Source organism: Mycolicibacterium monacense (assembly GCF_010731575.1).
GTDB classification, from domain to species: domain Bacteria; phylum Actinomycetota; class Actinomycetes; order Mycobacteriales; family Mycobacteriaceae; genus Mycobacterium; species Mycobacterium monacense.
In genome coordinates this window covers 6,015,492-6,042,466 of the sequence record NZ_AP022617.1, presented here as the reverse complement: position 1 = coordinate 6,042,466, position 26,975 = coordinate 6,015,492, and the positions used below count along the sequence as shown (strand labels likewise).

14 protein-coding genes and 10 pseudogenes are annotated in these 26,975 nt (G+C 69.2%); 9 read left to right on the top strand and 15 right to left on the bottom strand.

The genetic code is table 11. The features are described 5' to 3' along the window. A pseudogene (locus tag G6N49_RS29135) lies at window positions 1-922 on the bottom strand (acyltransferase family protein); the annotation flags it as partial. 152 nt (window positions 923-1,074) lie between these two features. Further along, window positions 1,075-2,507, bottom strand: a pseudogene (locus G6N49_RS29130) (NAD-dependent succinate-semialdehyde dehydrogenase). Between the two features lie 51 nt (window positions 2,508-2,558). On the opposite strand from G6N49_RS29130, the pseudogene pgi reads away from it, so the two are divergent. Next, a pseudogene (gene pgi, locus G6N49_RS29125) lies at window positions 2,559-4,242 on the top strand (glucose-6-phosphate isomerase). Window positions 4,243-4,263: 21 nt separating this feature from the next. On the opposite strand, the pseudogene G6N49_RS29120 reads toward pgi, so the two are convergent. The 8 genes and pseudogenes from G6N49_RS29120 to G6N49_RS29085 form a co-directional block, all read right to left on the bottom strand. After that, a pseudogene (locus G6N49_RS29120) lies at window positions 4,264-5,012 on the bottom strand (SDR family oxidoreductase). A gap of 73 nt (window positions 5,013-5,085) precedes the next feature. Then, the gene (locus G6N49_RS29115) at window positions 5,086-5,949 is read right to left on the bottom strand and encodes an Fpg/Nei family DNA glycosylase (protein WP_064876254.1); all 864 of its coding nucleotides are present in this window, start codon (window positions 5,947-5,949) and stop codon (window positions 5,086-5,088) included. A 16-nt stretch (window positions 5,950-5,965) separates the two neighbouring features. Then, window positions 5,966-6,354, bottom strand: a pseudogene (locus G6N49_RS29110) (phage holin family protein). An 18-nt stretch (window positions 6,355-6,372) separates the two neighbouring features. Then, a complete protein-coding gene (gene cobF, locus G6N49_RS29105; protein ID WP_011856951.1) occupies window positions 6,373-7,137 on the bottom strand; it encodes a precorrin-6A synthase (deacetylating) in 765 nt (254 codons plus the stop codon). A gap of 27 nt (window positions 7,138-7,164) precedes the next feature. After that, window positions 7,165-8,306, bottom strand: a pseudogene (locus tag G6N49_RS29100) (YihY/virulence factor BrkB family protein). Beyond that, window positions 8,303-10,027 carry a thiamine pyrophosphate-requiring protein gene (locus tag G6N49_RS29095; RefSeq protein WP_011856952.1) on the bottom strand — a complete coding sequence of 575 codons (1,725 nt, stop codon included), beginning with the start codon at window positions 10,025-10,027 and terminating at the stop codon, window positions 8,303-8,305. Before G6N49_RS29095 ends, G6N49_RS29100 begins: the two are co-directional and overlap by 4 nt. Window positions 10,028-10,059: 32 nt before the next feature. Beyond that, window positions 10,060-11,226, bottom strand: coding sequence for an MFS transporter (locus G6N49_RS29090; RefSeq protein ID WP_083045638.1), 1,167 nt, complete (start codon window positions 11,224-11,226; stop codon window positions 10,060-10,062). A 24-nt stretch (window positions 11,227-11,250) separates the two neighbouring features. Continuing rightward, window positions 11,251-11,519 (bottom strand): annotated as a pseudogene (locus G6N49_RS29085) (DUF4235 domain-containing protein). An 86-nt stretch (window positions 11,520-11,605) separates the two neighbouring features. On the opposite strand from G6N49_RS29085, the gene G6N49_RS29080 reads away from it, so the two are divergent. Further along, a complete protein-coding gene (locus G6N49_RS29080; RefSeq protein WP_011856955.1) occupies window positions 11,606-12,472 on the top strand; it encodes an LLM class flavin-dependent oxidoreductase in 867 nt (288 codons plus the stop codon). A gap of 10 nt (window positions 12,473-12,482) precedes the next feature. Here G6N49_RS29080 and G6N49_RS29075 read toward each other — a convergent pair whose 3' ends face one another. Then, window positions 12,483-13,355, bottom strand: coding sequence for a helix-turn-helix transcriptional regulator (locus G6N49_RS29075; protein WP_235679593.1), 873 nt, complete (start codon window positions 13,353-13,355; stop codon window positions 12,483-12,485). A gap of 251 nt (window positions 13,356-13,606) precedes the next feature. On the opposite strand from G6N49_RS29075, the gene G6N49_RS29070 reads away from it, so the two are divergent. From G6N49_RS29070 to G6N49_RS29060, 3 genes and pseudogenes are all read left to right on the top strand, one after another. Continuing rightward, window positions 13,607-14,368, top strand: coding sequence for an SDR family NAD(P)-dependent oxidoreductase (locus G6N49_RS29070; protein WP_011856957.1), 762 nt, complete (start codon window positions 13,607-13,609; stop codon window positions 14,366-14,368). A gap of 141 nt (window positions 14,369-14,509) precedes the next feature. Further along, the gene (locus G6N49_RS29065) at window positions 14,510-15,436 is read left to right on the top strand and encodes a hypothetical protein (protein WP_235679592.1); all 927 of its coding nucleotides are present in this window, start codon (window positions 14,510-14,512) and stop codon (window positions 15,434-15,436) included. 105 nt (window positions 15,437-15,541) lie between these two features. Then, window positions 15,542-16,155 (top strand): annotated as a pseudogene (locus G6N49_RS29060) (FHA domain-containing protein). Here G6N49_RS29060 and G6N49_RS29785 read toward each other — a convergent pair. After that, a pseudogene (locus tag G6N49_RS29785) lies at window positions 16,148-19,182 on the bottom strand (Kelch repeat-containing protein). The pseudogenes G6N49_RS29060 and G6N49_RS29785 sit on opposite strands and share 8 nt — an antisense overlap. A gap of 175 nt (window positions 19,183-19,357) precedes the next feature. Between G6N49_RS29785 and G6N49_RS29050 the strand changes: the two are divergent. The 3 genes and pseudogenes from G6N49_RS29050 (at window position 19,358) to rnhA (ending at window position 20,641) form a co-directional block, all read left to right on the top strand. Then, window positions 19,358-19,987 (top strand): annotated as a pseudogene (locus G6N49_RS29050) (glyoxalase). Beyond that, on the top strand, window positions 19,984-20,172 hold the full coding sequence (locus G6N49_RS29045) for a hypothetical protein (protein WP_041925157.1): 189 nt from the start codon (window positions 19,984-19,986) through the stop codon (window positions 20,170-20,172). The pseudogene G6N49_RS29050 and the gene G6N49_RS29045 overlap by 4 nt, the downstream one beginning before the upstream one ends. A gap of 4 nt (window positions 20,173-20,176) precedes the next feature. Then, complete coding sequence (gene rnhA / locus G6N49_RS29040) at window positions 20,177-20,641, top strand: ribonuclease HI (RefSeq protein WP_083045633.1); 465 nt, start codon at window positions 20,177-20,179, stop codon at window positions 20,639-20,641. Between the two features lie 282 nt (window positions 20,642-20,923). Here the strand turns inward: rnhA and G6N49_RS29030 are convergent, their stop codons facing one another. Continuing rightward, a complete protein-coding gene (locus G6N49_RS29030) occupies window positions 20,924-22,447 on the bottom strand; it encodes an HNH endonuclease signature motif containing protein (protein WP_163647442.1) in 1,524 nt (507 codons plus the stop codon). A 46-nt stretch (window positions 22,448-22,493) separates the two neighbouring features. Further along, window positions 22,494-24,770 carry an ATP-dependent DNA ligase gene (locus tag G6N49_RS29025; protein ID WP_064917388.1) on the bottom strand — a complete coding sequence of 759 codons (2,277 nt, stop codon included), beginning with the start codon at window positions 24,768-24,770 and terminating at the stop codon, window positions 22,494-22,496. 184 nt (window positions 24,771-24,954) lie between these two features. Here G6N49_RS29025 and G6N49_RS29020 point away from each other — a divergent pair, with 184 nt between their 5' ends. Further along, window positions 24,955-25,809, top strand: a complete 855-nt coding sequence (locus tag G6N49_RS29020) for a putative endonuclease domain-containing protein (protein WP_011561731.1) — start codon at window positions 24,955-24,957, stop codon at window positions 25,807-25,809. Window positions 25,810-25,871: 62 nt separating this feature from the next. On the opposite strand, the gene G6N49_RS29015 is transcribed toward G6N49_RS29020, so the two are convergent. Beyond that, the gene (locus G6N49_RS29015) at window positions 25,872-26,957 is read right to left on the bottom strand and encodes an ABC transporter ATP-binding protein (protein WP_011561732.1); all 1,086 of its coding nucleotides are present in this window, start codon (window positions 26,955-26,957) and stop codon (window positions 25,872-25,874) included. Window positions 26,958-26,975: the final 18 nt, after the last annotated feature.

Below are 26,975 nucleotides of genomic sequence, written 5' to 3'. Positions count from 1 at the left end.
GCCGCCGCCGCGGCGAACAGCCCCATCCGGTATTCGGCCGGCGCACCCGTCGCAGTGCGAGCACGGCCAGGCCGGCCAGCCCGACCACCGACAGCAGGCGTGCCACCCACCGTCCCCAACGCGCGCGGATCGGGGTGCCCATCGTGACCGTCGACCAGTCCCGCACCAGCAGGCCGCCGCGGCCGCACCGACGAGCAGGGCCTGTACGCGGGTGTCGGTGCCGAAGTACACCCGGTTGGCGCTCGCCTCGGAGGTCAGCAGCACTGCGGCCGTCGCCGACGCCGCCCCACCGACCACCGCCAGCCCGAACACCCCCCACCGCACCGCCCGCAGCGTGGGCGCGGACCGCCGGATCGCCAACACCCCGACGACGGCGATCAGCAGCGGCCACACCAGGTAGAACTGCTCCTCGACGCCGAGCGACCAGGTGTGCTGCAGCGGTGACGGCGGGCTGCCCTGAGAAGTAGTCGGTGTGCTGCGCGACGAACGCCCAGTTGGCCACCCAGAAGAACGCGGCGACGGCGTCGTCGCGCAGCGTGGTGACGGCGTCGGGTGGGAAGAACACCCGCGCGGCGACCACCGCGGCCACCATCGCGAGCAGGGCGGGCAGCAGGCGGCGGGCCCGCCGGATCCAGAACCCGCGCAGGTCGACCCGCCCGGTGCGGCCGAGTTCGTCGAGCAGCAGCGAGGTGATCAGGAATCCGCTCAGGACGAAGAAGACGTCGACGCCGAGGAACCCGCCCGAGACACCGGGCACACCGCCGTGATCGGCCAGCACGAGGGCCACGGCGACGGCGCGGATACCGTCGAGCGCGGGGATCTCGCGGCGCCCGGCCGTTCCGCGGCGCGTCCTGCCCGCGACCGGCGCCACCCAGCGGCGGCGCGCGACAACGCGCACCGGTGCCGCAGTCACGGCAGTCACGTTCCGGCGCCTCCCATATCGGTTCCGAGCACGGAAGTCTATGGGCGCCGGCCGGTCGAATCGCGGAGGCGCACCGCCCCTTCGCGAGCAGACACAAAAGTGCCCGAAAACCCGGGAAATGGGCGCATTTGTTCGCTCGCAGAGAAGGTGACCTACTTCGTCAGCGCGATGTACTTCGTGTCGAGGTACTCCTCGATGCCCTCGGTGCCGCCCTCGCGGCCGAAGCCGGACTTTGACACCGCCGAACGGCGCGGCGGCGTCGCTGATCACGCCGCGGTTGATGCCGACCATCCCGGATTCGATGGCCTCGGCGACGCGCAGCGCACGGTCCAGCGACCGGGTGTACACGTAGGCGGCCAGCCCGTATTCGGTGTCGTTGGCGACGCCCTCCTCCTCCTCGAGTCGAATCCGGTGATCGGGGCGACGGGCCCGAACACCTCCTCCTTGAGGATGGCGTCGGCCGGCACGTCGGCGAGCACCGTGGCCGGGTAGAAGTTGCCGGGTCCGCCGGGGGCGACGCCGCCGACGGCGACGGTCGCGCCGCGCGAGACCGCGTCGGAGACCAGTTCGGTCACCTTCTGCAGCTGCTTGTTGTTGATCAGCGGGCCGAGCGTGGCGGATTCGTCGAGGCCGTTGCCGAGCGTCACCTCGCTCATCCGCTTGACCAGCTTCTCGGTGAACTCCTCGCGCACGGAGTTGGCCACGTGGAAGCGGTTGGCCGCGGTGCAGGCCTCACCGCCGTTGCGCATCTTGGCCAGCATCGCGCCGTCGACCGCGGCGTCGATGTCGGCGTCGTCGAACACGATGAACGGCGCGTTGCCGCCGAGCTCCATCGACGCGCAGCAGCTTGTCGGCGGACTGTTTCACCAGCGACTTGCCCACCCCCGTGGAACCGGTGAAGGTCAGCTTGCGCAGCCGGCCGTCGTCGACGAGCGCCTCGGTGACGGGTCCGCTGCTGGTCGGCAGCACCGACAGCACGCCCTGGGCAGCCCGGCCTCGGCCATCAGCTTGGCCAGGTACAGCATGGTCAGCGGGTTTCCTGCGCGGGTTTGACGATCATCGTGCAACCCGCGGCGAACGCCGGGCCCATCTTGCGGGTGCCCATGGCCAGCGGGAAGTTCCACGGGGTGATCGCGTAACACGGCCCGACGGGCTGTTTGGTGACGATGATGCGGCCGGTGCCGGCCGGGCTCGGCGTGTACCTGCCGCCGATGCGGACCGCCTCTTCGGCGAACCAGCGGAAGAACTCGGCGCCGTAGGTGACCTCACCCTTACTCTCGGCGAGCACCTTGCCCATCTCGAGGGTCATCAGCGCGGCGATGTCGTCGGCGCGGTCGGTGAGCGTCTCGAAGACCGACCGCAGGATCTCGCCGCGTTTCCGCGCGGGCGTGGCCGCCCATTCGGCCTGCACCGCGCAGGCGGCGTCGAGCGCGGCGACCGCGTCCTCGGCCGTCGCGTCGCCGACGGCCACCAGCACCTCGTCGCTACTGGGGTCCAACACGTTGAACGTCGACTTCGCCTCGCGTTCTTCACCACCGATCCACAGTCCGGTGGGAACTGACTTCAACAGTGCGGTGGTGTCCATACATCCATCATTTACACCTTCATAACGGCGTCCGCACTAGGGTCGGAACACATGACGGCCGACGACCAGCTCACCGACATATCCGCCACTTCCGCCTGGCAGGCGTTGCAGCGCCATCACGGCGAGATCGCCGGAGACATCTGCGGGAGCTGTTCGCCGAGGATCCGTCGCGGGGCACCGAGTTGACGGTGTCGGTGGGCGATCTGTACATCGACTACAGCAAACATCGGGTCACCCGGGAGACGCTGCGGCTGCTGGTCGATCTCGCCCGCGCTGCGGGTTTGGAGAAGCGTCGTGACGCGATGTTGTCCGGCGTGCACATCAACACCTCCGAGGACCGGGCGGTGCTGCACACCGCGCTGCGGCTGCCGCGTGACGCGAGCCTGACCGTCGACGGTCAGGATGTGGTCGCCGACGCACGAGGTGCTGGACCGGATGGGCGATTTCACCGACCGGCTGCGCAGCGGCGACTGGACGGGTGCGACCGGCGAGCGCATCAGGACCGTCGTCAACATCGGGATCGGCGGCTCGGATCTGGGGCCGGTGATGGTCTACGAGGCGTTGCGGCACTACGCCGACGCCGGCATCTCGGCGCGTTTCGTGTCCAACGTCGACCCGGCCGATCTGGTCGCGAAGCTCGACGGACTCGATCCGGCGACAACGCTTTTCATCGTCGCCTCCAAGACCTTCTCCACCCTGGAGACGCTGACCAACGCCACCGCCGCGCGGCGCTGGCTGACCGACACCCTGGGCGACGCCGCGGTCGCCAGGCATTTCGTCGCGGTCTCCACCAACCAGAAGCTGGTCGACGAGTTCGGCATCGACACCGCCAACATGTTCGGGTTCTGGGACTGGGTCGGCGGGCGTTACTCGGTGGACAGCGCGATCGGGCTCAGCGTGATGGCCGCGATCGGCAGGGAGCGTTTCGCCGAATTCCTGGCCGGGTTCCATCTGGTCGACGAGCACTTCCGCACCGCGCCGCTGGAAGCCAACGCGCCTGCGCTGCTGGGCCTGATCGGGCTGTGGTACTCCAACTTCTTCGGCGCCCAGTCCCGCGCGGTGCTGCCCTACCCAACGACCTGTCCCGGTTCGCGGCCTATCTGCAGCAGCTCACCATGGAGTCCAACGGCAAGTCGGTGCGCGCCGACGGCACGCCCGTGTCCACGGACACCGGGGAGATCTTCTGGGGTGAGCCGGGCACCAACGGCCAACACGCCTTCTACCAGTTGCTGCACCAGGGCACGCGGCTGGTGCCTGCGGATTTCATCGGGTTCTCCCAGCCCACCGACGACCTGCCGACAGCCGACGGCACCGGCAGCATGCACGACCTGCTGATGAGCAACTTCTTCGCCCAGACGCAGGTGCTGGCGTTCGGTAAGACCGCCGAGGAGATCGCAGCCGAGGACACCCCCGCCGACGTCGTACCGCACAAGGTGATGCCCGGAAATCGGCCCACCACAAGCATTCTCGCGACCAAACTCACCCGTCGGTGGTCGGCCAGCTCATCGCGCTCTACGAGCATCAGGTGTTCACCGAAGGCGTCGTCTGGGGTGTCGACAGCTTCGACCAGTGGGGCGTGGAACTCGGCAAGACCCAGGCCAAGGCGCTGCTGCCGGTCATCACCGCAGACGACTCCCCCGCCGAACAGTCCGACACCTCGACCGACGCGCTGGTGCGCCGCTACCGAGCGGAGCGGGTCGCTCGGCCTGGATTTCGGCGTGCTGGGTCGCGGTAGGCGCGACCCAGCACGCCGAAATCACGCGAAGAGTCGCGTGAGCCGCGGCGGTAGGACCCGCATCAGCTGCACCAGCGGCGCCCACGGCCACCACGGCACGGCGGCGCGGCCGGCCTCCTTCTCGATGACGCGAACCATTGCGGCGACGCCGGTATCGGTGTCGGTCATGAGCATCGTCGACGCGGACTTCGAGGTCATCTCCGACTCGATGTAACCGGGTTCGAGGACCGTCACGCGGATCGGACCCTTGGCGTATTCGGCGCGCAGCGACTCCCCCAGCGACGAGACGCCGGCCTTGCTCGCGGCGTAGGCGGCCTTCACCCCGGGCACGCCCTTGTTGCCCAGCACCGACGAGATCAGCACGAGGTGCCCGGCACCGGTGCGCTTGAACATCTCCAGCGCCGTCTCGATCTGCACGAGCGCCGCGACGAGGTTGGTCTCAATGGTCGCCTTGTTGGCCCACAGCTTGCCCGACCCGAGCGGTGCGCCCTTGCCGAGACCGGCGTTGACGATCACACGGTCGAGGCCGCCGAGTTCGTCGGACAGCGCGGCGAACACCTTCGGCACCTGGTCGTGGTCGTTGACGTCGAGTTCGGCCACTGCGACGGTGATCTCCGGATACCGTTGCGTCAGTTCGGCTTTGAGTTCGTCGAGACGGTCGACGCGGCGGGCGCACAGCGCCAGGTCACGCCCCTGGCGGCGAACGCGCGGGCCATCCCGGCGCCCAGCCCGGAGCTCGCGCCGGTGATCAGGATCCTCTGACGGGTCATACGGGCAGCGTATCGGCGGCGATTTCGGCGTGCTGGGTCGCGCCCAGCGCGACCGCGCACGCCGAAATCGCCACTACTTGAGCAGCCGCGAGAGGCGACGGTCGGCGAGCACCCGGCCGCCGGTCTGGCACGTCGGGCAGTACTGGAACGACTTGTCGGCGAACGACACCTCGCGCACCGTGTCCCCGCAGACCGGGCACGGCAGCCCCGTCCGCGCGTGCACCCGCAGCCCGGACCGCTTCTCCCCCTTGAGCGTCGCGGCCTGCTGGCCCACCGACCGTGACACCGCGTCGGTGAGCACGGAGAGCATCGCGTCGTGCAGGGTGGCCACCTGCTCGGGGGTCAGTTTGTTGGCGGTGGCGAACGGGGAAAGCTGCGCCACGTGCAGGATCTCGTCGCTGTAGGCGTTGCCGATCCCGGCCAGCACCTTCTGATCGGTGACGACGGTCTTGATGCGCCCGCTCTGCTTGCTCAGCAGGACCCCCAGCTCGTCGGCGGTCAGCTCCAGGGCATCCGGCCCGAGCGCGGCGATCCCGGGCACGGCGGACGGGTCGGACACCAGCCAGACCGCCAGGCGCTTCTGCGTGCCGGCCTCGGTCAGATCGAACCCGGGTGCCGCGCCGGGGGTGCCGAGATGCACGCGCAGAGCGATCGGCCCCTTACCGGGTTTCAGCGGTGCGGCGGCCAGTTTGTCCGACCAGCGCAGCCACCCGGCGCGGGACAGGTGGGTGATCAGGTAGAGGTCACCGGCCTGCAGCCCTAGGTACTTGCCCCAGCGGTGCGCATCGGTGACCTCGCGGCCGTGCAGTGCGGTGATCGGCGGGTCGAACGTCTTGAGCACCGAGAACGCCGACACGTCGACGCGTCCGATGGGCAGTCCGACGGCGTGACGGCGCAGGTGGTCCGCCAGTGCTTCGACCTCGGGCAGTTCCGGCATGGGTCCAGTGTGCCGGTCAGCGCTTGATCAGGTTGCCGCTGAGCACAGACAGCACCCAACTCACGATGGACAGCACGATGCCGGCCCAGACCGCCGTCCACCAGAAGTCGTCGATGTAGAGCCCCAGTGGGTGGTGTGCTCGGTGATCCAGGCGGTCAGCCACAACATCAACGCGTTGACGACGACGTGGAAGAGCCCGAGCGTGACGACATACAGCGGAATCGACAAGATCTGGACGATCGGTTTGACGATCGCGTTGACCAGGCCGAAGACCACCGCCACGACGAAGATGATGCCGACGCGCTGCAGCGTGTTCTCACCGCCGACGAACTCCATGCCGGAGACCAGTTGCGTGACAAGCCACAGCGCGACCCCGGTGACCGCGGCCCGGAGCAGGAAACCCACGGGCTGATCTTCGCACGCTCAGGGACGAAGCAGGTAGGTGTCCATGATCCAGCCGTGCCGCTCGCGCGCCTCGGCGCGCAGCGCGACGATCCGCTCACCCACCTCGCCGACGGTCCCGGAGACGAGCAGTTCGTCGGCGGTGCCGAGGTAGGCGCCCCACCAGATCCGGGTCTGCGCGGGCGTCCCGGTGAATGCGCAGTCGGCGTCGAGCATCACCACCGCGGCCCCGGTCAGGCCCTGTTCGCGCAGCCGCCGTCCGGTGGTGATGAGCACGGGTTCGCCGACGTCGTTGAGCGGGATCCGGTGCCGTGCGGTGAGCGCCTGGATGGCGGTGACGCCCGGGATGACGTCGTACTCGATGTCGACGTGGGCGGCGACCCGGTCGAGGATCCGCAGCGTGCTGTCATACAGCGAGGGGTCACCCCAGGCGAGGAAGGCGCCGACCCCGTCGTCGTCGAGTTCGCGTTCGATCGCCTCGGCCCACAACCGCGCCCGCGCGGCGTGCCACTCGTCGACGGCCTGGCGATAGTCGCCGCTCTTGGCCCGCACGGGGTCGGGCATCTCGACGAACCGGTAGCCGGGTTCGGTGATGAACCGTTCGCAGATCAGCCGGCGCAATGCGACCAGGTCGTCCTTCGTATCCGCCTGTTGTCCTCCTCGCGTGCGGGACCCCTTGTCCATCGCGAAGAACACGTCGGTGTCGTTGAGTGCCGCGACGGCCTGGGCGGTCACGTAGTCCGGGTCACCCGCACCGATGCCGATGACGTGGATCCGTCGAGTCACGCAGGTGAGTATGCCCGGGTGCGTGGGTCACCCGTCGTCGCGGCCCCGGCTGCGTCGCAGCGCCTTCGCGCGTTCGACGTCCTCTTCGATGGCGGCTTCCTTCTTCTCGATGACCCGGGTGTCGCGCGGGGCAGCTGAAGTTCCCGCTCGGCGGGCAGGCCGGCCTGCAGCTGGCGGCCCCGTTCGAGTTCGGCGTCCAGTTCGGCGCCGAAGAGCAATGCGAGGTTGGTGATCCACAGCCACAGCAGGAAGATGATCACCCCGGCCAGCGTCCCGTAGGTCTTGTTGTAGCTGCTGAAGTTCGCAACGTAGAACCCGAACCCCACCGACGCCACGATCCAGGTCAGGATCGCCAGCCCGGCGCCGAGGCTGATCCACCGGAACTTGGGTTGCTGCACGTTGGGAGTGGCGTAGTACAGCACCGCGACGGCGACGACGACGAGCAGCAGGATCACCGGCCAACGCCCGATACTCCACGCGGTCACCGCCGCCTCGCCGAGACCGATCGCGTTGCCGAGGGCTTCGGCCACCGGACCGCTCACCGCGAGCATGAACGCCACCAACGCCGCGCCGAGCAGCGCGGCGAAGGTCAGGACGAGTTGCAGCGGCCGCAGCTTCCACACCGGGCGGCCCTCGGCGACCTCGTAGATCCGGTTCATCGCCCGTCCGAACGCGCCGACATACCCGGAGGCCGACCACAGCGCGGTGAGGATGCCGATCACCAGAGCGAAACCGGCAGACGGTGATTCCACGAGTTGCTCGATGGTGGGCCGCAGGGTGTCGACCGTCGAGGCCGGGGCGACGTCCGAGACGATGTCGAGCAGGGCGTCGGTGGTGCGGCGGCCCTGGCCGAAGACGCCGAGCAGCGACACCATCACCAGCACCGCCGGGAACAGCGACAGGACGGCGTAGTAGGTGAGCGCGGCGGCCAGGTCGGTGCACTGATCGTGGCCGAACTCCCGGGCGGTCTTGCGCAGTACGTAGAACGCCGACGGTTTGGTCAGGTCGGTCGGAGACTCCGGTTTGCGCGGATCGTCAGGGTCGGTGCGCGGTGTTTCGTGGACGCAGCTTCGGCCATGCCTCGGTCGATACCCGGACGGCGGTGTCCCAAACTCGCGCGAACGTGAGCTGTGTTCGAGATTCGGCCGAATTCCCAGGCAAAGGCTCACGTTCGGGCCTCCTGTTCGAGCGCCGCCCGCACCTTGTCGGCCTTGCTGTCCGGCATTAGCGGTGGCAGCAGCGGGGTGGCGGCGTCGACCACCGCCTCGATGACCGTCGGCCGGTCGGCGGAGAACGCCGTCGCCCAGGCGTCGTCGGCCTCCTGCGACGAGGTCACCCGGATACCCCGCAGTCCGAGCAGTTCGGCGTAGCCGGCGTACGGGAACCGCGGCACGTCCTGCGACGGGGCGAAGCGCGGGTTGCCCTCCATCTCCCGCTGCTCCCACGACACCTCGGTCAGGTCGGCGTTGTGCAGCACCAGCACCACGAACCGCGGATCCTGCCACGAGCGCCACCGGTCGGCGATCGTGACGAGTTCGAGCAGTCCGCTCATCTGCATCGCCCCGTCACCGACCAGCGCCACCACCGGCCGTTGCGGCGCATCGAGTTTCGCGGCCACCCCGTAGGGCAGCGCGCAACCCATCGACGCGAGATAGCCCGAGAGGTGGGCCGGTACACCCGGCGGCAACCGGAGGTGTCGCGCATACCAGTAGGTCGACGATCCGGTGTCGACGGCGACGCGCGCGTCGGCGGGCAGATGGTCCGACAGTGCCCGCACCACGGCCTCGGGGTTGGCGTCGGAGGTCTCGGCGGCGGCCCGGCGCGCGGCCTCGGCGTGCCACTGCTCACGCCACTGGCGGACCTGCTCCTGCCAGGCCCGGTCCGGTTTGGGTTCGAGCAGCGCTGAGAGAGCCGAAAGTGCCTGTGCCGCTTGCCCGACGACGGGTGCGTCGACGGGATACTTCGCACCGATGACCCGCGGCTGGATGTCGATCTGCACGGCCTTGGCCTGTCCGGGTGCAGGGTAGAACTCCGTCCAGGGATCGTTGGAGCCGACGATCAGCAGCGTGTCGCAGTTCGCCATCAGCTCGGCGCTCGCGGTGGTGCCGAGGTGACCCATCACGCCGGTGTGCCACGGCTGCCCCTCGTCGAGCACCGGCTTGCCGAGCAGTGACGTCGTCACCCCGGCCCCGAGTGTCTCGACCACGCGGGCGATCTCGTCGGCCGCACCGGCGGCGCCGCGACCCACGAGCAACGCCACCCGCCGGCCGGCGTTGAGTATGTCGGCGGCCGAGCGGATCTGGTCGTCGGGGGCGGTGATCCGGGTCGGTGCGCTGACCGCCGCCGAGGGCACCACGCCGTGGCTATGCGCGAGTTCGTCGGGCATCTCGGCCTGCTGCACGTCGTGCGGGATGATCAGGCAGGTCGGTGTCGACGTCGCGATCGCCGTCCGCATCGCGTTGTCGAGCGCCATCAGCGCCTGCTCGGGTGCGAACACCGTCTGCACGTACTGTCCGCAGACGTCTTTGAAGAGCGTGTGCAGGTCGACCTCCTGCAGGTAGCCGCTGCCCAGCGCGGTCGAGACCACCTGTCCGACGACCGCCACCACGGGTCGTTTGTCGAGTTTGGCGTCGTAGAGGCCGGCCAGCAGATGGATGGCGCCGGGGCCCTGGGTGGCCATGCAGACGCCGACCCGGCCGGTGTACTTGGCGTGTCCGCAGGCCATGAACGCCGCGAGTTCCTCGTGCCGGGTGGAGATGAATTCCGGTGCCCCCGAACGCTGTAACGCACCCAGGAGCGTGTTCACCCCGTCGCCGGCATATCCGAACACCCGGTCGGCGCCCCAGTCGCGCAGCCGGGCCACCAATGCATCCGCAACCAGATCTGTCATCGTCGCGGCATACCCGCCGGGACGATCGCCAATCAGCGGTGACGCACAGCGACCACCGCGACGATCACGGCGAACACCCCGCCCGCCAGGCCGGAGATCAGCAGCGGCACCGTCCCGTCGGCGCCCCACAGCAGACCCGCCCACAGCCCGGCCGCCAGGATCGCGAACCCACTTGCGCCCTGGAACACACCCTGGGCGCTGGCCTGCACGTCCGCGCCGACCAGCGATGAGATCCACGCCTTGCCGACCCCGTCGGTGCATGCGGTGAACATCCCGTAGACCCCGATCAGCATCCATGCGGTGAGCGTGTCGGTGGTCAGCCCCAGCCCGGTGTAACCGACGGCGAAGAACCCCAACCCGACGGCGAACACGGCCGGCGTGCCGACGCGGTCGGCCAACGCGCCGGCCGGGTAACTCGCGACCGCGTACACGACGTTGTAGCCGACGTAGGCCAGGATCACCTCGACGACGGAGAAACCGATCTCGTTGAGCCGCAACAGGAGAAGCGCGTCGGGGAAGTTCACCACGCCGAAGCCGACCAGCAGCGCGGTCACCCGCCAGTAGCGCCGAGGGAGGTCCCTGACCCGCGACAACAGCGGCGGCCGCGCCACCGTCGGCACCGCCCTGGCCCGTTCGCGCACGCAGAACACCAGCGCCACGGACAGCACCGCGGGAATCACCGCCACCCACAGCAGCGGTGCGATCTGATGGTCGAGCAGTTCATAGCCGGCCAGCCCGAACAGCGGGCCGACCACCGCGCCGAAAGTGTCCATGGCACGGTGGAATCCGAAGACCCGGCCTCGTGCGGCGGGGTCGATACCGTCCACCAGCAGCGCATCGCGCGGGGCGCCGCGCAGACCCTTGCCGAGCCGGTCGGTGACCCGTCCGGCCAGCACGCCAGGCCAGGTCCCGGCGGCGGCCACGATGACCTTGCCCAGCGCCGCCATCCCGTAGCCGGTGGCGATCAGCGGCCGTCTGGCGAACCGGTCCCCCAGCGGTCCGGAGGCCAGCTTGGTCAGCGAGGCCGCCCCCTCGGCGGCACCCTCGACCGCCCCGACCACCGCCGCCGGCGCCCCCAGCACCGAGGTCAGGTAGATCGGCAGCAGCGGGTAGAGCAACTCGCTGGCCGCGTCCTGCAGGAACGACACCGCCGACAACAGTCGGACATTGCGGGTGAGCCAGGCCTGCCGAGTGGGCACCCGGTCATGATGCCTGAGCCGGGGTTACTCCGGGTTCTCGTTCGCCAGCGCGGCGAATCCCTTGGCCTGTCCCCGCGCGAGCGCGCGCGCACCACGCCGACGATCAAACCCTGGATGGCGGCGGCGACGAAGATCTCTTTCATGGAGCTCTGCAGATCCTCCGGGTCCGGCGGCTCCGTTCCGGCGGGGTTCGCCAACTGCCAGATCTGGGAGAAGATCTTGCCGGCGATCAGGCCGCCCCCGATGCTGCTTGCGAGGGCCAGGGGTTTGTACATGGTTTTCGCGACGCTCACGGGCGTGGCGTTCCCGACCCGCCAATCTTCAAACATCGGACTAGAACACGTTCTAGTATTCGGGCATCCCACAACCAGGAGGCACCGTGCGGTTCACCTATGCCGAGGCGATGACGGACCCGACGTACTACATTCCGTTGGCCAAGGCCGCCGAGGCCGCCGGCTACGACGCGATGACGATTCCCGATAGCATCGCCTACCCGTTCGAATCCGATTCGAAGTACCCCTACACCCCCGACGGCAGCCGCGAATTCCTCGACGGGAAGGCGTTCATCGAGTCGTTCGTGCTCGCGAGCGCGCTGTGCGCGGTCACCACCACGCTGCGGTTCAACTTCTTCGTGCTCAAGCTGCCGATCCGTCCGCCCGCCCTGGTGGCCAAACAGGCCGGGTCGTTGGCGGCACTGTTCGACAACCGCCTCGGCCTCGGCGTCGGCACCAGCCCGTGGCCCGAGGACTACGAGTTGATGAACGTGCCGTTCGCCAAGCGGGGCAAGCGAATGGACGAGTGCATCGAGATCATCCGGGGTCTCACCACCGGTGAGTACTTCGAGTTCCACGGCGAGTTCTACGACATCCCCAAGACGAAGATGACACCCGCCCCGACGAAGCCGGTGCCGATCCTGGTCGGCGGCCACGCCGACGTCGCACTCAAGCGCGCCGCGCGCTGCGACGGCTGGATGCACGGCGGCGGCGACCCGGAGGAACTCGACGGCCTGATCGCCAAGCTCAACAGGTTCCGCGAGGAGCAGGGCCAGAGCGGACCGTTCGAGATCCACGTCATCTCGGTCGACGCGTTCACCCTCGACGGCATCAAACGCCTGGAGGACAAGGGCGTCACCGACGTGATCGTCGGGTTCCGCATCCCCTACATCACCGGGGCCGACACCGAACCGCTCGCCGACAAGATCCGCAACCTCGAGTGGTTCGCGGAGAACGTGATCGGCAAGCTGTGACGGCGTCGCGTCACCCGCGAAGGGTGGTGTGCGGGCTCTGCCCGTAGGCCTCGCGGTACATCACCGCGAACCTGCCGGTGTGGGCGAACCCCCACTGGGCGGCGATCCGTGTGACGGTCTCGCGAGCCGGGTCCGCGGCCAGCAGGTCCATGTGCGCGTGGTGCAGGCGCGACCGGCGGAGGTACTGCAGCGGGGTCGTCTCCAGATGGCGGCGGAACATGTACTGCACCGCTCTCGGCGAGACGTGGACGGCCGCGGCGATGTCGGCGAGGGCGATGTCGTTGACGAGGTTCTCCTCGATGAAGCCGATCGCCCGTTGCAGGAGAACGGGTTTGGCATCGCGGTCATGTGCGGTGGACGCGACCGTCGAGGCGCTCGGGAAGGCCGCGAGCGTCACCGCGGCGAGGAGCCGGGCGGCATGGCCGAGCACCAGCGGCGTGGCGAGCGCCTCGTCGGCGAGCACACACTCCTTGACGTAGTGGACGGTCTGTTGCCAGAGCTGTCGGGCCGAGTCGTCGACGGGCTGGAACAGGGAGAACCGGATCGGCGAGGCCTCGGCCTCCGGCACACCGGTGGCCAGGCTCGCGACCAGCGCCGGATCGAGCAGCACCGTCGTGAGCGCGACGTCCTCGGCTTCGGCATCGTGCGGGAGGTCCGGCTGGGCCATCAGCGCGACCTCGCCCGCGCGGGCCAGGCCGCCGATACCGGCGCACCGGCCTGCGATCCGGCCCCGGTTCGCCCACACCGCGAGCACCTTGTGCAGCGGGTCGGGTGACGCGGTGAACCCGCCGGCCATCGCCATGTCGTCGATCGTGAAGGAGCCGGCGTCGTGACGGCTGTAGGTCAGCACCGGGCCGCCGGTCGGATTCGCCAGCCGCGACAACCGCAGGCGGGAGCCGTAGGCGTCGTCGAGGAACGCCGCCGCCTCGTCGGAATCGATGATCTTGACCTGGGTCCGTGCCAGGACGCCAAGGGAGTCGAGATGTCTTGCTATGGGAGGTACCTCTGCAGGTGACGCAGTGCGGGGCTGAGGCTGAACCCCGGATTGGTGCTCACTTTAACCACCTGTTGCCCACCGCCAGCCGGATGGGCGTCGCGAATTTTGCCGGGAGCGGGTGTGATGGGATGACCCCCATGCCCGTTCTGGACAGATTCCGTCTCGACGACAAGGTCGTCATCGTCACCGGCGCCTCCTCGGGTCTCGGCGTGGCGTTCGCCAAGGCCTGCGCGGAGGCCGGCGCGGACGTCGTACTGGCCGCCCGCCGCGTGGAGAAACTGGAAGGCACCGCCGAGCTGGTGCGCGCGGCGGGACGCCGTGCGCTGTCGGTGGCCACCGACGTCGTCGACCCGGCCCAGTGCCAGGCGATGGTCGACGCGGCGATGGCGGAGTTCGGCCACGTCGACGTGCTGGTGAACAACGCCGGTGTGGGCACCGCCGTCCCGGCCACCCGGGAGACTCCGGACGAATTCCGCGCCGTCGTCGACGTGAACCTCAACGGGGCGTACTGGGCGGCGCAGGCCTGCGGCCGGGTGATGGCCCCGGGCAGTTCGATCGTCAACATCTCGAGCATCCTCGGCATCACCACCGCCGGTCTCCCGCAGGCCGCCTACAGCGCGAGCAAGGCGGCGATCGCCGGGTTGACGCGCGACCTGGCACAGCAGTGGGGCATCCGCAAGGGCATCCGCGTCAACGCGATCGCACCGGGATTCTTCGAGTCGGAGATGACCGATCAGTACAAACCCGGCTACCTCGAGAGCGTCATCGAGCGTGCGGTGCTGGGTCGCACCGGCGACCCGGAGGAGCTCGCGGCCACGCTGGTCTGGCTGGCGTCGGACGCCGGTGGCTACGTGACCGGGCAGACCATCGTCGTCGACGGCGGCGTCACCATCACCTAGCGCCTCCGGGCCTTACCCGGCGGACAGGAAAGCCTTACCCGCCGGCGGAGAACTCTGGCTTCCGCGCGATTACGCCGTCGCAGCCGCGGCCCGAGGATGGATGTCGTCCCTCTCCCTCATCGAACGACATCGAGGAACCTCATGGTTGCGACAGCTCCGACCACCTCCCCCCGCCGGGGCCACGACGAGACCGTGCGGATGCGCAACGCCGATCTGCTCAGGCCGCTGCCGACCGCCGTCGCCCTCGAGGATCCCGAGACGACACGGCTGGGCGCCGTCGGTAAGACCGTGCGGCTGCCCAGCATCGTCATCGGCAACGTCACCAACACCGTTCGGCAGCGGTACGCCGATCTGAACAGCGTCACAGACGTCCCGCCCAGCCGGTGGCAGATCGCGCGGATCCTGCTCGTGCTGTTGCTGGCCTCGATGCCGATCCTGGGCATCTCGGTCGACGTGTTCGGCCTGGTCCCGCAGTCCATCACCTCGGTGGTGATCATCGCGCTGACCGGGGTGCTGGGAGCGATCGTGGTGTTCGCGCCGCACCGGACCGACATGATCGTCGGACGCGGTCTGGTCGCCGGCATGGTGGCGTGCATCGTCTACGACGCCGCGCGGTTGTTCGCCGTGCACGTGCTGGGCCTGATGGAGGACTTCATCCCCGTGATGGGTTCGTGGGTGACCGGTGAGCCGGACACCACCGGCAGCGCCGCGGTCGGCTACGTGTGGCGCTACATCGAGACGGCGGCGGCCTGGGGTGGCGTTCTTCGTGGTCGCGTTCGCGCTGGGCATCGACCGGTGGTCGAAGGTCAGAGCGGTGTCCGCCGCGGTGGCGTTCGCCGTCTTCCCACCTGGGCCGGGCTGATCGCCACCGTCGCGCTGGCTCCGCGCGGTGAGCAGATGATGTTCCCGCTGACGCCGGCCACGGTGACGATCACGCTGGTGGGCCACCTGATCTTCGGCTTCGTTCTGGGGCTGGCGTTCCTGAAGGCGCCGCGCGGCGGGGCCGGCAGCGAATGGCCGTGGCCGCCGCTCCCGCAGATCCTCACCCGTCGGCGCCGCACCGTGTGACCGGCCAGCGGGCCGCGGGCCGTCGGGATCCCCCGGCGGCCCGCCTCGCGTTTTCGACCACCGAACCCGCCTCTGGGTGAGAATTGCCTCCGACAGGAGGACCACATGCCTTGCCACCTCGAAGTCTGGAAACCGTCCGGGCGGGAGCTGATCGCGCTCGACGGCCAGCGGGTGACCCTGGGCAAGGCCTCCACCAACGCGGTCCCGCTCGAACACGACGAGACGGTGTCCCGCCTGCACGCCGTCCTCGAGAACCTCGGATCCGCCTGGTCCATCAGGGATCTGGGCAGCCGGAACGGGACCTACCTCAACGGCGAGAAGATCACCGCCGAACGGGTCCTGAGGTCCGGTGACGAGGTGCGGGTCGGCAGGTCGCGGATGATCTTCTGGCAGGGGCACGGCACCGGTGAAGGGCCGGGCGACGAGCAGACGGTGTCCGCGCAACCGTCCGACCTCCCGCCGCGCCTGACCCCGCGCGAAATCGACGTCCTGATGGCGCTGTGCCGCCCGCTGGTCTCCGACGACCTGTTCCCCGAACCCGCCTCCGTGCGCCGGATGGCCGGTGAACTGTTCGTCACCGAGGCCGCCGTCAAGCAGCATCTGCAGAACCTGTACGACAAGTTCGCCGTGCCCGCCGAGGGCGACCGCCGGGTCCGGTTGGCCAACGAGGCCCTGCGCCGCGGGCGGTCACCATCGCCCAGCTGCGCGACGCTACGTGAAGTCCAGCGCCTCGACGGTCGCGACGGGACCTTCGTGGGTGGGCCGGTCGGCGCCCCCGATGCAGTAGAGGGTCGACCCGACGGCGGCCACCGCCTCACCGTGCAGCGGGGTGCTGATCGGCGTCAGCGTGCTCCACGTGCGGCCGGCGATGTCGTACATCTCGACGGTCGCCAGCACCCGCGTCGGTTCCTCGCCGCCGACCGCCACGATCCGGCCGTCGATGAACGCGGCGCCGTAGCTGCCGCGCGGAGTCGGCATGTCGGGCAACGACTCCCAGGTACCGGATCGCGGGTCGAAGCGTTCGAACGCCGCGGAGTTCTCGTCGGCGCTCAGCAGCCGTCCGCCGACGGTGTAGACGTAGACGCCGTCGGACACCGCGGCGAGGTGTTCGCGCGGTGTGGGCAGGTCCGCGGCCTGGGTCCACGACTGCCCGTCGAACACCTCGGTCTGCGCGACGAGTTGCTTGTCGTCCTGCCCGCCGACGACGACCAGTTGGTCTCCGACCACCGCTGCGGCGCCCGCGACCCGCGCGTGCTGCAGTGGCGGGAGATCCACCCACGCACCGTCGCGGAACGCGAACACCTTGTTCGACGCGTCCGCGATGCTGTCGGTGGCACCGCCGAGGACCACCACCTCGCCGCGGTAGGTCGCCGCCGTCGCGTGGTGCAGCGGTATCGGCAGCGGCGGCTGCGGTTGCCATGTGCCGGTTCGGGTGTCGTAGCTCTCGACTGTCTGGAGGCTCTCGCCGTGGCTCATCCCGCCCGCAACCCAGATCGTGTCGCCGAGCACCGTCCAGGCCATCATCAACCGTGCCGTCGGCGCATCGGGCAGGGTCCGCCACTGCGCCACCGGTTGGGGTCGACGCGCGGCCAGCTTCAACGATTCGGCCGAGGCGGTGACGGCGCCGTCGCCGGTCGCCCCGCCGATCGCGTAAACGGTGCGCCCGACGCCGGCCACCGCCATACCGCGGCGCGGACCCGTCATATCCGGCAGCGGGGACCACGTCCGGGCCACGAAGTCGAGCGCGACGACGCTGCCGAGCTCCTGCCCCGCCGACTCACCGCCCACCGCGACCAACCGCCCGTCAGCGCTCGCGGCCCCGGCAGTCTGCGCGGCTGCGGAAGTGGGGCAGATCGGTCCAGGTGTCGGCGGCCGGGTCGTACGCCTCCACCGTGGCCAGATCGGCGGACCCCGTGGTGCCGCCGACGACGTAGACGAGCCGGTCGTCGGATGCCGCAGCCGACATCTGCCGCGGCGTGGGCATCGCGGCGCCGAGTCTCCACCCGGTGCCGTCGAAGATCTCGGTGGTGTCGAGCACCTTGCCGGATGCGTCCACGCCGCCGGTGACGATGATGCGCTCGCCGACCACCGCGGCAGACGCCGCCGCCCGCGGTTGCAGCAGCGGGGGCAGTTCGGCCCAGCGGCTGTTGACCACCCGCCACACCCGGTCCGTGGCCACCTTGGTGTTCGCGCCCTCGGTGCGCCAGCCGCCGAGGACGACCGGAGTGCCCTGCCAGGTCACGGCCATCGCATGCTGCACCGGCACGGGTAGCGGCTCACCGCTCTTCCAGCTGTCGATCGCCGGGTCGTAGCCCTCGTGCCGTCCGCTGACGCGGCCGCCCTCGCCCAGTCCGCCGAAGACCCAGATCGTGCCGTCGGCCTCGGTGGCCGCCACCGCGTCACGGGCCACGCGGGCATCGGCGATCGTCTGCCACCCGGGCTGGGTTTCCTGGGTGGGTTGCGTCTGCCCCACCGGCCTGGCCGCCTCGCTGCCGGCGTCGTCGCGTGGCGTGACGACCATGTAGACGCCGCTGGCCACGAGCAACAGCACGCGAGCGCCGCGGCGGCGATGAGTTTCCGGTTGCGCCGGCTTCTCGGCCGCACCGTCGGGCGGGGGTCCGGGCGCCGGTGGCGGTGCGGACGGCGAGACCGCCCACGGCAGGCTCGACGCGCTGATCGAGGCGGTGTGGGCGAACATGCCGGGCGTCGGCGGGGCATCGCGCCGGTGGCGCCAGGAGTCAGCGCCGGTGGCGCCAGGAGTCAGCGCCGGTGGCGCCAGGGAGTCAGCGCCGGTGGCGCCAAGGAGTCAGCGCCGGTGGGTTCGTGCCGTCCGGTGGCGTCCGGCGCTTCGGCGCCGGCGGGCTCTCCGGCGGAGCGCTCGGGTCGTTGAGCGCCATCGGATCGGCAGTCAGCCCGTTGTGTCGTTGCGCCAGTTGCAGTTCGAGGCCGAACTCTTCGGCCGACGCATACCGGTCGGCGGGTTCGCGCGACATCGCCTTCTCGATCGCGGCGCAGACGTCGACGGGGATCCCTCGGGACGCAGATCCGGTACCGGTGTCGAGGTGATCCGCAGGTAGTGCGCGATGAGATCCTCGTCGGCCTTGCGCTCGTGCGGGGTTGCCGGCGATCAGCGCGTAGATCGTCGCGCCGAGGGAGTACACGTCGGCCGCGACCGTCGGCGGGGTGCCGCTGAGCACCTCGGGTGCGGTGTAGGACAGTGTGCCGGTGAAGAACCCGGTGACGGTCTTGTAGCCACCGACGATGCGAGCAGTCCCGAAGTCGCTCAACTGCGGTTCGCCGTAGTCGTTGACGAGCACGTTGGCCGGTTTGATGTCGCGGTGCAGCGTGCCCGTCCGGTGCGCGGTCTCCAGTGCCCCGCACAGTTTGACGCCGATACGCAGCGCCTCGGGCCACGCGATCCGGCCCTCCCGCCGCACCCGCTGCGCGAGCGAACTCCTTGCGTGATAAGGCATCACGATGAACGGGCGATTGCCGTCGGTGACGCCGACCTGCAGGATGTTGACGATGTTCGGGTGCCCGGACAGCCCGCCCATCGCGTACCCCTCGCGCAGGAAACGCTCGCGGTCGTCCTTGTCGTCGAGGTCGGAGGCGAGAACCTTGATGGCGACGCTGCGCCCGAGGGACTTCTGGTTGCAGCGATACACCACGCCGCCACCACCGCGGCCGATCTCGACGGCGTCGGTGAACCCGGCGGCTGCCAGTTCGGTCGCTATCCCGCCCGCCATGGTCCCACCGTCCTCCGGGGAGTGCGGATTGTTCGCCTAACGGTACCGAGCAAAAGGCTCCCAGACGCCGGAATCGGGCGTTGTCGTCGGAGTTCGTCCGAGCGCGAGCCGCGGTGGCACCGGGGGCAGATGTCGCCGCCCGCGCCGTCGTAGTCTGAGCCGCGTGCCTGCGGCCATGACCGTCACCGTCGACGAGATCCGCGTCGCCGACCCCGCGGACGCGTGGATACGGGCGGGCTTCGATGTCGACCCCGACGACGTCGCCGGATCGGCGGGTGCGGATCCGACTGGTCGGCCGCGACCGTGGCACCGGCATCGTCGGCTGGTCGCTGCGGGGTCTGCCGGGCCCGTCAGCCGACCTCGACGGCATCGCGACGACCGCCTCGGAGGCGGCCGGCGCGGTTCCGCCACGCACGCCAACGGCGTGAGGGCGATCGACCATGTCGTGCTGATGTCCCCGACCTGAAGCGGACCTCGCCGCGCTGGCCGCGGTCGGCCTGGCCCGCGCCGCGAACGCGCCGCCGACCTGGGCGGTCGACCGGTGCGTCAGATCTTCTTCCGGCTCGGGGAGGTGATCCTCGAGGTCGTCGGGTCCCCGGAGACGGCTCGCGAAGGTCCGTCCAGGCTGTGGGGAATCACGTACGTCGTCGCGGATATCGATGCGACCGCGTCGTTCTTCGGTGACCGCACCGCGCCGGTGAAGGATGCGGTGCAACCCGGGCGGCGGATCACCACGCTGCGGCACCGCGATCTCGGAATGTCGGTCCCGACGGCCGTGATCTCCCCACCTATCCTCATGTCATGACCGACCCCGCCGACCGCGGCGCAGTATTCGACGGTATCCGGATCGGCAGGCCGGCCACCGGCGCGCTCATCGACGCCGGTTACCGCACCCGCGCTGATCTTCCCGCGGATCTCGAGGAACTGCTGGCCCTGCACGGTGTCGGGCCGAAGGCAGTTGAGCTGCTCCGTCGGGCAGAGGCCGGCTGAGCCCGTGGACACCGAACCCGTGATCATCCACACCGACGGCGGCTGCCGCCCCAACCCGGGTCCCGGCGGCTGGGGCGCGGTGCTGCGCCACCGCAACCACATCCGCGAGATGTGTGGCGGTGAACCCGGGGCGACGAGCAACAACCGGATGGAACTGACCGCGCCGATCATGGCGCTCGAGGCGCTCACCAGACCGGTCCTGGTGCACCTGCACACCGACAGCACCTATGTCCGCAACGGCATCACCAAATGGGTGCTGGGCTGGGAGCGCAACGGCTGGCTGACCGCCGCCAAGCAGCCGGTGAAGAACGTCGACCTGTGGCAGCGGCTGCAGGCCGCCTGCGCGCGGCACCGTGTCGAGTGGTTCTGGGTGAAGGGCCATTCCGGTGTCGCGGACAACGAGTTGGCCGACCAGTTGGCCACCCGCGGCCTGCGGCAGGCGCTCGAAGCCGCCGCGATTGTCCTCTGACCGGCCGTATGCGCTACCAGCCTGCAGGCGTTTGGCTTTCGCGCCGCGGCGGCAGTCCCAGCGGTGAGGTGTGGCCATGGACGTCCGTCAGCGCACCGACGCGATGGCCTGACTGATCACGGCGGTCACCGCGTCGGGGTGTGAGATCAGCGTCAGGTGCGAGCCCCCGTCGAAGACGGTCACCTGGGAGCGCGACACCCTGAAGTGGCGCCTCAGCCGGATCGTCGCCCCACTCGAGGTGGCGTCCGTTGTGACTCGAGGCGCATACGCGGGTGACGGCGATCAGGCCGCACGATTGCCGGGCGGTGCGGGCCCGCCGGGTTCGCCGGTGTCGTCGGCCGACCGCGGAGGACCAGACTCGGCGTCGCCGACCTTCCCACCGTCGGCGGGTTCGATTGCCCCACTGCGGTCCTGGCTCGTAGGCACAGGGTCGTCGGATGGCCGGAGAAGGCGTTCGGGTCGGTGGTAGTGGTTCAACCGGGCTTGGCCTGTGTCCAGCCGTGGCGGCGGGATCCATTCGACTTCGCACTGATCGTTCATGCGGGTGGACCAGCCGTCGTCTTTGTCGACGCTGTGGTTGTCCGGCCCGCACGCGAGGCCGAGTTCGTCGACGTTGGTGTTGCCGCCGTCTGACCAGTCGGCATCCACATGATGCACCTGGCAGCCGTAGGCGCCGACAGTGCAGCCCGGTTTGGTGCATCCGCCATCTCGCGCGATCAGCATGATGCGTTGCGCCGGGGAGGCAGTCCGCTTGGCGCGGAACAGATCAAGAGCAGATCCGGTAGCTCCGTCGAACACCGCCAGGTAGTGGTTGGCGTGGCCGGCCATCCGGATCACATCGGCGATCGGCACGACGGTGCCGCCACCGGTGGTGCCGACCCCGGCCCGCGACTCCAGATCCTCCAGCGTGGTGCGGATGATGATCGAGACCGGCAGTCCATTCAGTTGGCCGAGTTCGCCACTCATCAAGGCGATGCGCCCGATCGCGACCATCGCATCGTGTTGGCGCTGGGCCAGGGTGCGGTGGTCGTTGTCGATCTGCTCCTGCGACGGGGTCCCCGACGTGCAGGGTTCGGGATCGTCGGGATTGCACATGCCCGGCGCCGCGTACTTCGCGAAGATCGCCTCCCACACCGCCCACGCTTCCGGCGTCAGGTGCCCGGACAGGTCGACCATCCCGTCGGGGCGTTGTTTCGATCGCGACACGCCACGCTTGCGGGCCCGTTCGGTGTCATCGGGCTCGGGACCGTCCTGATCGAGCAGGAACAACGTGAGGTCGGCTGTGTCCTTGAGTTCCTTGGGGCCCACACCGACCGCGGTGCGGACCAGGGTGACCTCGAACTGCTCCCGCGTGACGGTGTCGACGAACCCCGGCAACTTGTCGACCGCTCTGCGGATGACCTCGACGTGTTCGCTGTTGATCAACCCGTGCGCCTGTGCTGCCGCCGTTGCGGGTAACACCGGCGGCAGCGAAGGACCGGTCAATGCCTGGCGCGGCGCCAGCAGACCGGCCTCGGTGAGTCGTCGGTTGGCCTCACTGCCCGAGATCCGCCAGCGGACCGTCAGCACCTCTCTCCACGACTTGGCACCCATCTGCTGCGGTGTCGCCTCGGACCGCAGACGGGCCAGCAAGCGGTGGCTCATCGTGGGCAGCCGGCACCCCAGGGCCTCGAGTTCATCCAGCGCCGCAACGAGTTCGGCGCGGTCCAACAAGGCGACATCACAGGAGGCCACCTCATCGAAGGCCGCACGCAGCGCGGTCACCGCGGCCTGGAGGTCGTGCCCTGACATACCTCGAACATACATTCGACCACCGACAAATCCACACCGCTCGATGCGACATCGACCGCACCTACTCCCACACGACGTCGTCCGGCGTCTTGTCCGGTCGCAGCCCCCGCCAGGACGGTTGGCGCAACCGGCCGTCGCCGGTACGCTCGCTGTAACGCACCTCGCCGACGAGTTCGGGCCGCACGAACGTCACGCCCTTGGCGTCCTGGGTGGGAAGCCTTGTCGCGAAGGGGGATTCGTAGGTGTGCAGCGGCGCCAACGTCTTCTTGAGACTGCCGAGTTCCTTCTCGGTGAACCCGGTGCCGACTCGGCCGACGAACTGCAGGCCGTCGGGTCCGGGGATGCCGAGCACCAGTGCGCCGATGCCGCTGCTGCGGCCGCCGTTGCCTTCGCGCCACCCGCCGATCACGACCTCCTGGGTGTTCCACAGTTTGTCCTTGATCCACGCCGACGAGCGCCGCCCCGGCTGATAGGTGGAATCCCATTTCTTGGCGACCACACCCTCCCACCTGCGTTTGCGGGCGTCCTCGAGAGCCTCGAGGCCGTCGCCGTCGAGTAGGGGTTGCACGATCAGTCCGCCCCCACTGGCCAACGTCTCCAACAGCTTTCGGCGGTCTCGGTACTTCGCCTTCAGCAGCCAACGGCCGTCGAGGCGCAGGATGTCGAACGCCCAGAACTCGACACGGGTGGACCGGGCCCGGTTCTGCATATGACCGAAGCTCGGCACGCCCTTGTCATCGAGGGCGACGACCTCCCCGTCGAGCACGACATGGTGGTCGGCGAGATCTGCTGCCAGCGCGCGTAATTGGGGATACTCTGCGGTGACGTCGCGGCCGCTACGGGACTTCAGACACAGCTTGCCATGGTCGGCGTCGACCAGCAGCCGGTAGCCGTCCCACTTGCCTTCGAACGCCCACTGTTTCGCCGTGAGCTTCTCGACCGAGCCGTGGGTGGCCAGCATCGGGGCGAAGTCCTCGAACGTCGGGTTGCCCTGATCCTTCATCCGGTGGGCGAGCCAGTTCTTGCCGTCGGTCTGGATCAACGCGTAACGGCCGTCGATCCTGTTGCCGTGCAGGGTGATGATGACCTCCCCGCCCTTGGCGGGTCCGTCCGGGGCGTGGTCGTTGAACTTCTCGGTCTCATACGTGCCGGTGTCCCAGACGATCATGTCGCCGCCGCCGTACTCACCCTTCGGGATGGTGCCGTGGAAGGTGAGGTACTCCATCGGATGGTCCTCGGTGTGCACGGCGAGGTGGTTCTCCGAGGGCCGGTCGGGCAGGTTCTTCGGCACCGCCCAGCTGACCAGCACACCGTCGCGTTCCAGACGCAGGTCGTAGTGCAGCCGCCGGGCATGGTGTTCCTGGATCACGAAGCGGTCGTTGTTGCCGGCCTTCGGCGGTAGCGGCGGCACGGGCTCCGGCGTCCTCGACGGGTCGCGCATGCTGCGGTACTTGGTGAGCCGGTCCTCGACAGGCACGTACTCGTCGAGATCGGCCAGCAGGTCCCCGAACTCCTCGATCCGCTCGAGCACTTCGTCGAATCGCAGATGTCTCAGGTCGGGGTCCTCGATCTCCTCCCAGGTGCGTGGCGCCGCAACCGTCGGATGCTCGCGGCCGCGCAGGGAGTACGGCGCGATCGTGGTCTTGTTGCCGTTGTTCTGGCTCCAGTCGAGGAACACCTTGCCCTCGCGCAGGCTCTTGGTCATCGTGGCGGTGACCTGTTTGGGCATGGCCGCTTCGAGCTGTTGGGCGACGCGTTTGGCGAGCACCGACGCGCCCTGGGAGCTGATCGGCTCCTGGAGCGGGACGTAGAGGTGCAGACCCTTGCTGCCGCTGGTCAGCGGATAGGCCGTCAGCCCGATGCCGGTGATCAGGTCGCGGACCTCGTGCGCGACCTCGCACAGCTGACGGAACGTGACGCCCTCGCCGGGGTCGAGGTCGAACACGATCCGGGTGGCCGGGCCGGGAGTCAGGTCGCCACCCGATCCGACGAACCGCCACTGCGGCACGTGCACCTCCAGCGCGGCCTGCTGCGCGATCCACGCCAGACCTTCGCGGGTGTCGATGATCGGGTAGGTGGTGGTGCCCGATTTGTGCACGATCGTGCCGCGCTGGAGCCAGTCAGGTGCGGAGCTGGCCAGCTGCTTCTCGAAGAACTCCAACTCGCCGACGCCGTTGGGCCAGCGCTTACGGGTGACCGCCCGGCCGGCGATGTGCGGCACCATCGCCTCGGCCACGTCGACGTAGTACTCGAACACCTCGGCCTTGGTGGTGCCCGTCGCCGGGTACAGCACCTTGTCCGGGTTGGTCAGGCGCACCCGACCGAAGTGATCCACCACGTCACGGTATTACCCGTTCGATGCGTTTGGCTCGTCGCCGAGTTCTACGTGAGGGTCGTTGTCGGCGCCGCGGCACGACCCTGGTGTAGAACTCGCCGTTCACAACGACGGCTTTGTCCACAACCACGGTCAGGAGACGCGCTTTCGCAGGCAAGTCGTCGGCTGGGCTCAAGAGCATCGACGCATGTCGGAACCCTTCATCGGACGTGAAGCCATCACTCGCGGGAAACTCACGCGCGGACAACTGCGCGCTCGATACGTCGCCGTCCACCCCGGTGTCTACTTCCCAAAGGGCGCGAGACCCACGCTGGCGGCCAGGGCATCGGCCGCCTGGCTGTGGACCGGGCGCCACGGTGTCATCTCCGGGCGAGCCGCCGCGGCGTTGCACGGCGCGAAGTGGGTCGACGCGACGACGCCGATCGAGATCATCGCCGAGCACGGCCGCCGCAGGGACGGTGTCATCGTCCGCGAGGAGAGGGTCGGCGACGACGAAGTCGTCGTTATCGGCGACCTCCCCGTCACGTCGTCGGCGCGCACTGCCTTCGATCTCGCCCGCCACCTCCCGCGCGACGCCGCGGTCGTTCATCTCGACGCCTTGGCCGCCGCGACGGGAGTGAGCGCTGCCGACACCGCGCCGTTGGCCCGGCGCTACCGCGGTGCGCGAGGTGTCCGGTCCGCGGATGTCGCGCTGGATCTCATGGACGCCGGCGCGGCCTCACCCCAGGAGACCCGATTGCGGCTGACCCTCATCGACGGCGGGCTGCCGAGACCGAGGACGCAGATCCGGGTCACCGACGGATATTCGGAGGCCTTCATCGACATGGGCTACGACGAGCCGAAGGTCGGGCTGGATTACGAAGGCGCGCACCACGCGACGAGCCGAGGCCAGTACGTCCACGACATCGGCCGAGCCGAACTCCTCGACCGCGAGGGCTGGATCGACCTTCGCGTGGTGGCCGAGCACAGCCGTCGGTTCATCCTGCATCGCGTCCGCGAAGCGTTCGCCCGCCGCGGCTGGATTCCGCCGAGTTCTACCTGAGGGTCGTTGTCGGCGCCGCGACACAACCCAGGCGTAGAAGTCGGCGTCCCCAGCCGCCCCGGCTAGTTCAGGCGCGCGCCGGTCTGCGGATGGAACAGGTGCACCGCCCCGTCGGGATTCTTGTGCAACCGCACCGTGTCGGCCAGCCTCGGCGCCGTGCGTGGGTTGCACCGCGCCACCAGCTCGACCCCGGAGCCCGAGCTCGCGTGGGTGTACACATAGGCCTCGCTGCCGAGGTCCTCGACGAGGTCGACGACGACCTCCACTCCGCCGGAGTCGGTGAGCTCGAGCTGCTCGGGCCGGATGCCGAAGGTGACCTCCGAAAGGCCCGCTTCGCTCAGCTTCGCCATGTCGTCGCGCTCGAGTTCCAGCGTCGAGTCACCGATCTTGACGCCGTCGGTGGTCACCGGCAGCGTCACCAGATTCATCGCAGGGGATCCGATGAAGCCGGCGACGAAGGCGTTGGCCGGCCGGTCGTAGAGCTCGTTGGGCGAGGCGAACTGCTGCAGTTTCCCGAAGCGCAGTACGGCCACCCGGTCACCCATCGTCATCGCCTCGACCTGATCGTGGGTGACGTAGACGGTGGTGGTGCCGAGACGCCGCTGTAGCGCCGCGATCTGCGTACGGGTCTGCACCCGCAACTTCGCGTCGAGGTTCGAAAGCGGTTCGTCCATGCAGAACACCTGCGGTTCACGGACGATGGCGCGCCCCATGGCCACCCGCTGGCGTTGGCCGCCGGACAGCTTGGCGGGTTTGCGGTCCAGGAATTCGGTGAGGTCGAGGATCTTGGCGGCCTCCTCGACCTTGCGACGCCGTTCGTCGGCCGACACTCCGCGCAACTTCAGCGCGAAGCCCATGTTCTCGGCGACGGTCTTGTTCGGGTAGAGCGCGTAATTCTGGAACACCATGGCGATGTCGCGGTCCTTGGACGGGACACCGGTCATGTCCTTGCCACCGATCTCGATGGCGCCTTCGTCGATGTCCTCCAGGCCGGCAAGCATGCGCAGTGCGGTGCTCTTGCCCGAGCCGGACGGTCCGACCAGCACGACGAACTCGCCGTCGGCGATATCGAGGTTGAGCGAGTCCACCGCGAGCTTGTCCGAGCCCTCGTAGATGCACGACGCGTTCTTGTACGTGATTGCAGCCATTGCGTTCTCCGTGTCTCC

Bases quoted from the DNA above. Each gene is read 5' to 3' on its own strand.
- G6N49_RS29115 (WP_064876254.1), bottom strand. From the start codon at position 5,949: ATGCCGGAACTGCCCGAGGTCGAAGCACTGGCGGACCACCTGCGCCGT.
- G6N49_RS29095 (WP_011856952.1), bottom strand. From the start codon at position 10,027: ATGACAGATCTGGTTGCGGATGCATTGGTGGCCCGGCTGCGCGACTGG.
- G6N49_RS29070 (WP_011856957.1), top strand. From the start codon at position 13,607: ATGCCCGTTCTGGACAGATTCCGTCTCGACGACAAGGTCGTCATCGTC.
- G6N49_RS29065 (WP_235679592.1), top strand. From the start codon at position 14,510: ATGGTTGCGACAGCTCCGACCACCTCCCCCCGCCGGGGCCACGACGAG.
- G6N49_RS29045 (WP_041925157.1), top strand. From the start codon at position 19,984: ATGACCGACCCCGCCGACCGCGGCGCAGTATTCGACGGTATCCGGATC.
- G6N49_RS29030 (WP_163647442.1), bottom strand. From the start codon at position 22,447: ATGTATGTTCGAGGTATGTCAGGGCACGACCTCCAGGCCGCGGTGACC.
- G6N49_RS29020 (WP_011561731.1), top strand. From the start codon at position 24,955: ATGTCGGAACCCTTCATCGGACGTGAAGCCATCACTCGCGGGAAACTC.
- G6N49_RS29015 (WP_011561732.1), bottom strand. From the start codon at position 26,957: ATGGCTGCAATCACGTACAAGAACGCGTCGTGCATCTACGAGGGCTCG.